Here is a 12,093-nt window from a genome sequence, read left to right as displayed (position 1 = left end):
TTTACCAAACGTTCACTGGGCAGTGCTTCGTCGCGAGTCGTGCCCGATACGAGACGTAACACCCACATTTCAAGCAAGTATCTTGTTGCTGGAACGGGCAAGCCGCGCAATGGGTGAGGCGTGCCTCATATTCCGTATCCGACACCTGCTCCATGACTTCCGCATCGATGGTCAACAGCCAGTCATGATCTGTCGTTTGCGGTGGACAGGTCCGACATCGCCGCGTCTTCGCCACTGTCATCTCAGCGGACCGCGATGGTGATGACGCTCATCGCTGGCACGTCGAGGACGAGCTTGCCGTCTTCCGTGACGGTCACGTCATGGTCCCGTGGTGAGACGAGGTCAGGTTGTTCGAACGTATTGTGGGCGTTCAAATGGTCTGCCGTTAAAATCCGGGCCGACACGACAGAGATGGCGCCGATTCCCCGTAAATCGATTTCGACCGTATCGCCTTGCTCGTGGTCGAGTTGGCAGAGGCTGATGTGGAGCACACCTTCCGCATTTCGCGAAGCGGTGGCGTTCACGGCCGGGATGGCTTCATCTTTGGCCACATAGTTACGTGTGTGCGCGGCGAGTTCGACGCGTTCGGCGTCTTGGTGGACGCTGTACATCTCGAACACATGGTATGTCGGCGTGAGGATGAATCGGTCTCCTTCTGTCAAAATCATCGCCTGCAACACGTTGACCATTTGAGCGATGTTCGCCATATGAACGCGGTCGTTATGGTTATGGAAGATGTTGAAGTGGACCGCAGCCACGAGTGCATCCCGAATCGAGTTTTGTTGATACAAGAAACCTGGGTTCGTCCCCGGCTCCACATCGAACCACGTGCCCCACTCGTCGACGATCAAGCCGACACGTTTTTCTGGGTCATACTGGTCCATGATCTGGCCGTGTTTCGTGATCAACTCGTCCATATGGAGGGCGCGCTTCAACGTGATGAACCATTCGTCCTCCGTGAAATCGAGAGCCGAGCCTTTGCCCAACCAGAAGTCACCTGGGATCGTGTAGTAATGGAGGCTGAGCCCGTCCATCATCGTCCCTGCTTCCCGCATCAGGACCTCTGTCCATTTATAGTCGTCAATGTTCGCCCCACCGGCGATTTTATAGAGTTTATTGCCGTCGTAGTTGCGGACGTACGTCTGGTAGCGGCGATACAGGTCCGCGTAATATTCAGGGCGCATGTTACCGCCGCAGCCCCAGTTCTCATTCCCGACGCCAAAGTACGTGAGTTCCCACGGCTCGGTCCGGCCGTTCTCTTGTCGCCAGTTCGACATCGGTGACTCGCCACCGAACGTCATGTACTCCACCCATTCCGACATTTCTTGCACCGTTCCGCTTCCGACGTTCCCACAGATGTACGGTTCACACTCGAGCAGCTCACAGAGGCGCATGAATTCATGCGTACCGAAGTGGTTGTTTTCGACGACCCCGCCCCAATGCGTGTTGACCATCCGTTTTCGGTTCTCGTTCGGACCGACCCCGTCCTTCCAGTGGTACTCGTCGGCAAAACAGCCGCCCGGCCAACGGAGGACCGGGATGTTCAATTTCTTCAAGGCGGCGAGCACGTCGTTGCGAATGCCATCCGTGTTTGGAATCGGCGACTCAGGACCGACCCAGAGCCCTTCATAAATACAACGACCTAAATGCTCGGCGAAATGACCATAAATGTGCTTGCTGATCGTCCCTTTGGTTAAGTCGGCATTGACGATGAGCTGTGTCGTCCCTGTCGTCACGTGCGTCGGTTTGATGAGTTGGTTGTTCATTGTATCTCCTCCATGAAGAAGGGCCAACGAAGTGGCCCTTTAGATTATGGTCGATAGTAAAGTTCATTCCAACGTAGTTCGTTGTTAAATTGGACCGTCTCCGTCTTGGCATCGATGACAGCGATTTCAACGTCGAGCATTTCCGCGAAGTCCCGTAGTTGGTCGGTCGTCACTTCATACGAATAGCAGGTGTGGTGCGCCCCACCGGCTTGAATCCAGTTTTCGACCGCTTGCGCCATCGAAGGTTCTGTTTTCCAAAGAACGCGTGCGACCGGCAAGTTCGGCATCGCCTCTTCCGGCTGAATGCCTTCGACCGTGTTGACGAGGAGACGGAAGCGATGGCCGAGATCGATGATACTCGCGTTCAACGCCTTGCCGCTCTGTCCTTCAAAGACGATCCGGGCCGGTGCTTCCCGGTCGCCGATACCGAGCGGATGGACTTCGATTCTTGGTTGATCGGCCGCAATCGTCGGACAAATCTCCAACATGTGAGCGCCGAGCACCATCTCGTTGCCCGGCTCGAAGTGGTACGTGTAATCTTCCATGAACGAGGTCCGCTCGTTGTTCGACATGATTTTCATGAGACGGACCAATGCTGCCGTTTTCCAGTCACCTTCTCCGGCAAAGCCATAGCCTTGCTCCATCAAGCGTTGGACGGCGAGACCCGGTAACTGCTTCATGCCGTGCAAGTCTTCAAACGTCGTCGTGAAGGCGGTATATCCTCCTGCCTCGAGGAAGGCTTTCATACCGAGTTCAATCTGGCCTTGGTAACGGACCGAATCAAGGAACTCCTCTTCCGCCATCCCTTTATTCGTCAGTTCGTAACGAGACGCGTATTCGTCCATCAGCGCATCGAGATCTGTGTCGGTCACGGCGTCCATATATGCGACAAGATCACCGACACCATATCCGTCCACCGTCCAACCGAGGCGAATCTGCGCTTCGACTTTATCGCCTTCCGTCACGGCGACGTTGCGCATGTTGTCACCGAAACGAGCCACTTTTAACACTTTGCTTTCGGCCAACGCATGAGCGACTTTCATCCAGCTCGCCATCTTGCCGCGTGTCGTCTCGTCTTCCCAGTGCCCGACAAGCACTTTGCGTTTGACGTTCATCCGGCTCGTGATAAATCCGTGTTCCCGGTCGCCGTGCGCCGATTGGTTCAAGTTCATGAAGTCCATATCGATCGCATCCCAAGGGATGTCGCGATTGAACTGTGTACCGAAATGGAGCAACGGTTTTTGTAGGACGCGCATGCCACTGATCCACATCTTCGATGGCGAAAACGTGTGCATCCAGGTGATCACGCCCGCACATGAGTCGTCCGCATTCGCCTGAAGCATCATCTGACGGATCTCTTCTGCATTTTTGACGACTCCCTTGAAGACGATCCGGTCGCTGAAGACGTCGGCCGCATCAAGTCCAGCCACCATCTCTTTTGAATGATCCTCCACTTGACGAAGCACGTCTTCGCCGTAAAGCATTTGGCTTCCTGTCACGAACCAAAATTCATATGTTTTTGCTGTCAACATCCAAAGTCCCCCTAATGTGAGGGCGAAGTTCCGGTCATTTTTGGCCGTAGTATGCGTTCGCCCCATGTTTTCGCAAATAGTGTTTATCTAAGATGCTCTGTTTAATCGGTGTCAGGCCAGGGTTCAAGTTCAAGGCGTGAAGTCCCATCTTCGCGACTTCCTCGAGGACGACCGCATTGTGGACCGCCTCATTCGCGTCTTTGCCCCAGCAGAACGGTGCGTGATTGGCCACGAGCACGCCCGGTACGGCGACTGCTTCGAGCATTAACTCGTCAAGCGTCTCTAAAATGACGTGGCCGGTCTCGAGCTCATACGCCGTTGCGATCTCTTCGTCTGTCAATTCTCGAGTGCACGGAATCTCGCCATAAAAGTAATCGGCGTGTGTCGTTCCGAACGCCGGGATCGCCCGCTTCGCCTGTGCCCAGCTCGTCGCCCATGGCGAATGGGTATGCACGACCCCGCCAATCTCAGGGAGAGACCGATAGAGCGCGAGATGGGTCGGTGTGTCTGATGAGGGGCGAAGCTCGCCTTCGACGACGTTACCTTCCAAATCGACGACGACCATGTCTTCCACGGTCAATCGTTCGTAAGGGACACCGCTCGGCTTGATGACGACCAATCCGGCGTTCCGGTCGATGCCACTGACGTTGCCCCATGTGAAGGTGACCAAGCCGTGTTGCGGGAGGGCCAAGTTCGCTTCGAGCACGGCTTCCTTCAAATGACGGCTTACCATACCGGTTCCTCCTTCACGCGTGATGCTTCGGCTTTGATTTTTTTCAAGCGTTTCATCACATCGTTTTCACCGCGACCGAAGTAGTCGTATAGTTTCGTGTATTCGGCGAACAGAGCATCATACGTCGCGACGTTTTCCGGAATCGGCTTGTACGTCTCTTCTTTGACACGGCCCATCTTCGCTGCCGCTTCCGTGATCGTGGCGTAACCGCCTCGCTCCGCACCGGCCGCCACCGCCCCGAACATGGCCGACCCGAGGGCAGGCGTTTGCGAGGAGGCGGAGATTTTGATTTCCATGTTCAACACGTCCGCATAGATTTGCATCATGAGGGCGTTCTTCTCGGCGATTCCGCCGGCTGCATATACTTCATGCACAGGAACACCGCTGTTCCGGAACGCTTCCACAATCGTCCGTGTCCCATACGCCGTCGCTTCAATCAACGCCCGGTAAATGTCTTCTGGTTTCGTGAGCAATGTCGCTCCGAGTAGGGCACCCGTCAAATTCGTATCGACGAGCGTCGATCGGTTCCCGTTCCACCAGTCGAGGGCGATGAGACCGCTCTCCCCGACACGTTGACGGGCTGCTTTCTCCGTCAACAACTGATGGATGCCGATACCTTTCAAGGCGGCCTCTTCGACGTAATGTCCTGGGACACACGTCTCGGTGAACCATTCAAAATGGTCCCCGACACACGATTGGCCAGCTTCATAGCCCATCAATCCTGGGATGACACCGTCTTCGACGACACCGCACATGCCTGGGACGACTTGTTCGTCTTTACCGAGTAGGATATGGCACGTCGATGTGCCCATGACCATCAGCATCTTGCCCGGTTCGGCGATTCCGACAGCCGGTACCGCCACGTGGGCGTCGACGTTCGCGACCGCGACGGCCGTGCCTGGAAGGAGTCCGATTCGCGCGGCGAACGCCTCTGTCAGTTCACCCGCCTTGGACCCGATTGGTGCGATGTCGCGCGTTAGTTTCTCTTCGACAACGTTCTCTAGCCGCGGATCGAGCGCTTTAAAGAACTCGTTTGACGGGTAGCCGTCTTGTTTATGCCAAATGGCTTTATATCCAGCTGTGCAACTGTTCCGAACGACGCGACCTGTCATCTGGGAGACGACCCAATCCGTCGCTTCTAGAATCTGGTCCGCCGCTTCATAGATCGCTGGTGCTTCGTTCAGGATTTGCCACACTTTCGGGATCATCCACTCCGATGAGATTTTCCCGCCATAGCGTTTCAAGAAGTCTTCGCCCCGCTCCGCTGCGATGCGGTTCAACTCGTCCGCCTCGTCTTGCGCGGCGTGGTGCTTCCAAAGCTTCACGTAGCTGTGCGGGTTTTGTTGATGCTCCTCATGGAAACAAAGCGGGTTCAAGTGTTCGTCAATCGGTAAGATCGTGCAGGCTGTGAAATCGATGCCGAGTCCAACAACTTGGTCCGGCATGATCCCCGCCTCTTTCACGACGGCCGGGATCGTAAGTTCTAATACTTCTAAATAGTCTTGCGGATGTTGGAGTGCCCAATCATGCTCGAGACGGGTCACTCCGTCCGGTAAATATTCATCCATGACGCCATGTGTGTACGGTTTGACCGCGGTCGCCACTTCTCGACCTGTCGCTACGTCGACGAGGACCGCACGTCCTGATTGCGTCCCGTAGTCGACGCCGATTGTATAGTTGGCCATATTCATCACCCTACCTCCAAAAGAATGCGCTTACATATAGGATGAAAAAAATAAAGTGTGTGGGCACTCTTGTATTTTCATCCGTACAACTATTCAAATAACATGTCTGATTCGTACAGAAAACAAAAATATACAATCAAGTTGTACGTATAACTTATACCTTGATTGTATCAACTATTTTAAATTAATCAACTGTTTTCAACATTTTATCTGAACATTTTTGCGTCAGTTCTGAAAAAACTGTGACATTCATCTTTAAAGAGACTGCGATAAGTTGTACGGATATTTACAGTCGTTTGCCGATAAAAACGTGCCCTCGGTCAGACAATCCCCCGAACACGAGCGTCTCTCGCCAATTCTCCCAGTCCCAGCCCGGTAACATATGCCAAGTGATCCTTTCAGGACTGTAGAGTTTGATGGTCGTATCCGTCAGCTTCTCATAACGGCCTCGTTCGCCATACTCTGTCACGAAAGTCCCGTCCGCTAGAAGTTGAATCTTACTTGAAGGCAGGACGTCATGTTTCGTCCGGTCCATGTAGATCCACTCCCACTCCCCGACGAGTTCCTCCATCTCGATGGGCCGTTCTTCTTCCCCGGCATATCGTTGCGGAGATACGAGCGGCCAGCCCGATTCCGTCCAGATAATTTTGCGGATATGCAGTTCGTGCCAGTGCGGGTCCTGCTCACCTCTGACGTGATGGACGAGATAATCCTTGTCCCCGTCATGCAAGACGGAGTTATGACCGGGACCGACCCAACCTTCCCCAGCCCCGAACCGATAGCCCCCTAAAATCTTCATGCCGACTTGTTGGGAGTCGATTTCGAGGTCGGTCATGACGTTCCCATCAAAATCGACGTACGGTCCGGTGATCGAAGTCGAGCGGGCCACACGGATGTGATAGTCCTTGAATAGGGAGTCGTACGAGACGAACAAGTAATAATGGCGATCCGCCTCCCGATAGACGATATACGGTCCCTCGATTGCCCCTTCAACGCTTTGGTGACGTTTCGCAATCAACGTCTCCTCACTCCCCGGACGTTTCTTCCCGGTCTCCGGATCGATCGGGAACACGTACAGCCCACCGAAGAAGCTACCGTAGACGAGCCAAGGTTCTCCATGCGCATCGAACGTAATATTCGGATCGATCGCGTTCGGTCCTGACGTCCCAGCCTCGCTCTTCACGACGAGCCCGTGATCCTGCCACGGTCCGTCTATCGTTTCCGCACTGGCGACACCGATATAGGACTGCGTCTGCCCGAACTGTGAAGCCGCATAGTACATGACGTAACGACCACCCATGAACACAACTTCCGGTGCCCAAAGCCCCGGCGCCCCCGTCCATTCCACAGCCTCGTGCGGAAGTTCTTCAAACGCCAAGCCGACGTATTCCCAATGGATCAAATCCTTTGAGCGGCGCACTTGAATCCCCCCGTTGATTTGATGCCCGTGGGCTGCATCCGTCGAGAACACGTAATACCAGTCCCCGACTTTGATCGAGGCGGGATCGTGGGCGTTGTGCGTGCCCCACATCGTTTCGTTCGTCAATCGCTCTAGCAGATAACGTTCTTCTCGTTTCGGACCGTTCATTTTTTGCATGTTTCCGTTTCTCCTTTTATCGTTTTTTGCCCCATACGGCGGTGCCGTCCTCGCTCAGACCTGTGAAGATGATCGTCGGTTGCCAATTCTCCCAATCCCAAGCCGCACCGACTTGCGTCTCATACGTCTCTTGTCCGACTTCGACCTCGAGGACCGAGCCGTTCAATCGCCAAGACCCGTCCCCGTTTTCGAGCTTCCCGCCTCGTTCCAACGTCAACGTGCTCGAGGCTTGCTGTCCATCGTCGAATCGCGGGAACGTGATGACGTCCCAGTCCCCGACCAGATGGGCGTCGTCGACCTCGACGTCTCCTTCACCTGCATAGCGCTCGGGCGAGACGACCGGCCAACCGTCTTTCGTCCAATACACTTTTCGGACGTGCAACTGTGACCAATAGATGTCTTCACTCGGTCGCGCCTGATGCAACACGAATGTGTCAGTCCCGTCTTGTAAAAATGCCGAATGCCCGGTCCCGACGTATCCGTCATCTCCTTCGAAACGATACGAACCCACGATTTTCACGCCCGTATCAAATGACTCATCCGATTCGTCCCGTAAGTCGCGACCACGCGAGTCGACGTACGGTCCCGCGATTGACTTCGAGCGACCGATCCGGACGTTGTACGTATCTTCTAACCAACCATACGACACCATCAAGTAGTAATAACCTGTCTCATCGTTATACAAGATTTCCGGTCCTTCGATGCCCATCGACATGTCTTTCCGTTTGGCGAGCAACGTTCCCTCTGACGATTCGTCCACTCGCTTCCCAGTGCCTGGATCAATCTCCGTCAAAAAGATCCCACCAAAGTACGACCCATACGCCATCCACCATTTGCCTGACGCATCTTGCGTCACATGAGGGTCAATCGCATTGGCGACACCCCCGTCCCCGTCTTTCGACGTCACGACGGCGCCCTCGTCTTCCCAAGGCCCTTCGATCGTTGACGCGGTCGCTAGCCCGATGTACGACGTGCGGCTCCCGACCCCTGATACGGAATAGTACAAGTGGAACCGATCTCCGATTTTTGTGATCGCCGGGGCCCAGAACGTATTCCCACCGGCCCAAGCGAACGCCTCTTCAGACACTTGATCGAACACACGGCCGACGAACTCCCAGTGAATGAGATCGGTCGATTTACGAATTTGAATACCGGGCGTCGGAGGACCACCCACCATGTAATCCGTCGAGAAAACGTAGTACGTGTCACCATCTTTAAAGATTGCCCCGTCATGCGTAAAGTTCGTCGTCCACTCGCTCTCTTTGTTGAGCACGTCTGGCGTCACATCTTCCACCTTTTGATCAAACGGCGCTTTCGGGAGTACCGACTCATCGATTGACGCACTCGTCGTCTGCCAGAAGAAAACACCTCCGACCGCGACAATGAGCAACGCCATCCAGACCATTATTTTTTTCATGTCAATCTCCTTCCTCCATCAAAAAGGCACCCGCCTAAAAAAGACGGGTGCCTCTGTCTTGTCACACCTCAGCCCTTCACACCAGAAATCGCAATCGACTCGATGATCTGTTTTTGGAAGATCATGAAGACGATTAACATCGGGAGTAACGCCACGACGGACGCGGCCATGATTAACGGATAATCACTTTGAATTGCATAAGATGCGTTAAAGTTCGCGATGACAAGTTGAAGCGTCTGTTTCTCCGGCGAGTTCAAATACAGAATCGGCCCGAGGTAGTCGTTCCAGATTGCCATGAACCAAAGAATCAATTGCGCGGCCACGGCCGGCTTGATCAATGGGAAGATAATCTTATAGAAGATTTGGAAGTACGAGCAGCCATCAATCTTGGCCGCCTCGATAATCGAGTTCGGGATGCTGTTCAAAAATTGGCGCAAGAAGAAAATCATGAAAATATTCCCGAACAGTCCAGGCACGATCAACGGTAACAGCGTATCCACCCAGCCGATGCTCGAGAACATCATGAACTGGGGAATCATGAGCACCGGGTAAGGGATCATGACAGAAGCGAACAAGAGCAGGAAGATTTTATTCTTGCCTCTGAAGTTCAACTTCGCGAAGGCGAACGCCGCCAAGCTCGACGTGAACGTTCCGACGATTGTGACGGATAACGCGACGATCAAACTGTTCGATATCCCGGACAACAGCGGGCCCATGCTCCAAATTTCCGTGTACTTGCTAAACGAAATATCGGTCGGGATCCATACCGGAGGGAGCGCGAACACATCCTCTTTTGATTTTAGCGACGTCGATACCATCCAGAGCAGCGGCGCGATCATGACGACCGCTCCGATGGACAGGAAGATAAAGATGAAGAAATCCGTGATTCGGTCCTTCTTCTTCACCGACATCGTTTCCACGTTCTCTTTTTTCCGTGAGAGAGCTAATTGCATGGTCATTCTCCTTTCCTATACACGAATCGCTCAATCAAGATCGAACGATGATTTTTCATTCATCCGGAATTGGAGCAACGTGACGATGAAAATGAAGAGCCCGAGGACGAGCGCCATCGCCGAAGCGTAACCGAGTTGGAAGTTCCCGAACGATTTTTGCCAAATGTAGAAGACCGCAGAGGCAGACGAGTACTCAGGACCCCCGGTTGGTGTCATGACGTTGATTTCCGTGAAGATTTGCGCTCCTCCGATGATGTTCGTCACGATGATGAAGAACGTGACCGGTTTGACCATCGGGAGCGTGATATGCCAAAAGCTTTGCCACGCGTTGGCTCCATCGAGTTTCGCTGCCTCATAAAATGATTTCGGGACACTTTGGAGCGCCGCCAAGTAAAGGAGCATCGTGTAGCCGAGCCCTTTCCAAATCGCCATGAGGATGAGCGCGGGTTTGACGGTATCGGTGTTTTGGAGCCAGTTCGGCCCGTCGATCCCGATCAAAGCCAGGAATTGGTTGACCAATCCGTAGTCCCCGTTATACGCCCATTGCCACAAAATCGAGACGGCGGCAATCGACGAGATGACGGGAATGTAGTAAATCACGCGGAACGTGTCCGTCCCAAAAATCTTTCGATTCAACGCGAGGGCAAGCAGAAGCGCGAGAACGATTCCGATTGGGATCCCAATCATCATAAAGAGCGTGTTGTACATTGATTTATAAAAATATTCATCTTGGAACAAGTTAACGAAGTTCTCAAACCCGATAAATTTCATTTGACCGAGGCCGTTCCAATTCGTGAAAGCGCCGTAAACAGAATACATCAACGGTACGAACGCGAAGAGGAAGAACCCAATGACCGGTGCCGCAACGAACAGGTAGGCGTACCGCTGTTCAGTTCGATATAACTTGGAAATCGATTTTGTCTTCATTATCCTTCCATCCTTTCAACGTCAGAGACGCAGGTGGCGAACATCGCCACCCCGTTTCGACTCTCTGATCAATTCGCCTGTTTCTCTTGTTCGATCGCCGCATCGAGCAATTTCTGCATCTTCGGCTGCGCCGTCTTCACATAGTCTTCGACCGACGTTTTACCGTCTAGGACAGGCTGGATGTTTTTGAAGAACTCGTCGTACCATTCTGCCGTGTATGTTTTCTCAGCCGGGAACCCGCGGCCATAATCGTTGATTAAATCAAGGAACTCTTGTTTGTTATCTGGTTTGATTGACGTATCAGCTGCCCAGTTGTCTGCGATTTCCATACTGTTCGGCAATTGGACTTGCGCGTCTACGAGCGCTTGTTGCCCTTCTTGGTCCGCAGACAAGTACATCGCCAACTCTGCCGCTTCTTCTTTATGTTTCGTCGTCGCCCCGACGCCGATCCCGAGTGACCCCACCCATCCTGACGCTTTACCGGTTGAACCGGCTGGCCATGGAAGTAAGTCGTACTCGAATTTCAACTGTTCTTTAAATGCTGCCATATCCCACGGTCCGACTGGGAAGAAGGCGAGCTGACCTTTCAGCCAACGTTGGTACGTGTCGAGCGTCTGTGTTTCGCCGATTGACGGTGTGATCCCGTGTTTCAACTGTTGATCGACGAAGAATTGCAACGCTTCGATGAACTTCGGATCATCGATTGTCACTTTCGTACCATCTTCATTGATCCAGTCCGCTCCATTACTCCAGACGAACGGTTGAAGGGCCCAGTTTACGTTGAAGCCAGTGCCGTACTGATCCATCTTCCCGTCACCGTTCGTGTCTTTCGTCAACTGTTTGGCTACGTCCACGAACTCATCCCATGTATATGGTTTGTCTTTATCCGGTAGCGGGATGCCCGCATCTTCGAACATCGTCTTGTTGTAGCCGAGTGCGAACGGACCTAAGTCTTTCGGTAGTCCGTAAATCGCGCCTTCTCCGAGCGTCTTCCCATCGAAACGATATTTGTCGACACCCTTCTCCCAAATGTCGTCCAACTTGACGTCTTCTGAAGTTTCAACCGCTTCAGTGATATCGAGTAGCACGCCCGAATTTACGTATGCTTTCACTTGGGCAGGATTATAGAAGAAGACGTCTGGGATTTTGCGACCTGCGATGGCCGATTTGAGTTTTGTATCGTACTGATCCGGGGCTGTCTGGACCATCGTTACTTTCACGTCTTTGTTGGCTTCTTCAAAACGTTTCACCGTCGCTTGGTAGGCTTTTAACTCTTCTGGATTTCCACGGAACATAAATGTCAATTCAACTTTCCCGTCAGCGCCTGCCTCGTCTCCCGAACAGCCGGCGAGCGCCAAAGAAGTTGTCATCAGGGCTGACATCGTTAACGCAAACATTTTTTTCGATTTACGATTCATTGTGAATTCCTCCATCAGTATATATTCATGTGCAAAAGATGACGAAGATGTACGTACATGTTGAA

Annotated in this window: 10 protein-coding genes; all 10 read right to left on the bottom strand. The window is 53.1% G+C overall.

Annotated elements, in window-relative coordinates; translation table 11 throughout:
• Nucleotide 1: 1 nt before the first annotated feature.
• Nucleotides 2-241, bottom strand: a complete 240-nt coding sequence (locus KNO70_RS06030; RefSeq protein WP_143404767.1) for a DUF6171 family protein — start codon at nucleotides 239-241, stop codon at nucleotides 2-4.
• Nucleotide 242: 1 nt separating this feature from the next.
• On the bottom strand, nucleotides 243-1,766 hold the full coding sequence (locus tag KNO70_RS06025) for an alpha-N-arabinofuranosidase (protein WP_214684156.1): 1,524 nt from the start codon (nucleotides 1,764-1,766) through the stop codon (nucleotides 243-245).
• Nucleotides 1,767-1,810: 44 nt separating this feature from the next.
• Complete coding sequence (gene araA / locus KNO70_RS06020; RefSeq protein ID WP_214684155.1) at nucleotides 1,811-3,298, bottom strand: L-arabinose isomerase; 1,488 nt, start codon at nucleotides 3,296-3,298, stop codon at nucleotides 1,811-1,813.
• A gap of 34 nt (nucleotides 3,299-3,332) precedes the next feature.
• Entirely contained in the window at nucleotides 3,333-4,031 is a 699-nt protein-coding gene (gene araD / locus KNO70_RS06015) for an L-ribulose-5-phosphate 4-epimerase (protein WP_031423581.1), read from the bottom strand.
• Nucleotides 4,025-5,722, bottom strand: coding sequence for a ribulokinase (araB, locus tag KNO70_RS06010; protein WP_214684154.1), 1,698 nt, complete (start codon nucleotides 5,720-5,722; stop codon nucleotides 4,025-4,027). The genes araD and araB overlap by 7 nt, the downstream gene beginning before the upstream one ends.
• A 280-nt stretch (nucleotides 5,723-6,002) precedes the next feature.
• Complete coding sequence (locus tag KNO70_RS06005; RefSeq protein ID WP_214811500.1) at nucleotides 6,003-7,313, bottom strand: arabinan endo-1,5-alpha-L-arabinosidase; 1,311 nt, start codon at nucleotides 7,311-7,313, stop codon at nucleotides 6,003-6,005.
• Between the two features lie 16 nt (nucleotides 7,314-7,329).
• Nucleotides 7,330-8,730, bottom strand: a complete 1,401-nt coding sequence (locus tag KNO70_RS06000) for an arabinan endo-1,5-alpha-L-arabinosidase (RefSeq protein WP_214757316.1) — start codon at nucleotides 8,728-8,730, stop codon at nucleotides 7,330-7,332.
• A 68-nt stretch (nucleotides 8,731-8,798) separates the two neighbouring features.
• Nucleotides 8,799-9,641 carry a carbohydrate ABC transporter permease gene (locus KNO70_RS05995; protein ID WP_031200025.1) on the bottom strand — a complete coding sequence of 281 codons (843 nt, stop codon included), beginning with the start codon at nucleotides 9,639-9,641 and terminating at the stop codon, nucleotides 8,799-8,801.
• Nucleotides 9,642-9,713: 72 nt separating this feature from the next.
• The gene (locus KNO70_RS05990; RefSeq protein WP_021066211.1) at nucleotides 9,714-10,610 is read right to left on the bottom strand and encodes a carbohydrate ABC transporter permease; all 897 of its coding nucleotides are present in this window, start codon (nucleotides 10,608-10,610) and stop codon (nucleotides 9,714-9,716) included.
• Between the two features lie 68 nt (nucleotides 10,611-10,678).
• On the bottom strand, nucleotides 10,679-12,028 hold the full coding sequence (locus KNO70_RS05985) for an ABC transporter substrate-binding protein (RefSeq protein WP_031423570.1): 1,350 nt from the start codon (nucleotides 12,026-12,028) through the stop codon (nucleotides 10,679-10,681).
• Nucleotides 12,029-12,093 lie beyond the last annotated feature (65 nt).

The organism is Exiguobacterium sp. s181 (assembly GCF_018617125.1).
In the GTDB taxonomy this organism is placed as follows: domain Bacteria; phylum Bacillota; class Bacilli; order Exiguobacteriales; family Exiguobacteriaceae; genus Exiguobacterium; species Exiguobacterium profundum.
The sequence above is the reverse complement of the archived record's forward strand: the minus strand, read 5'-3'. Positions and strand labels throughout refer to the sequence as shown.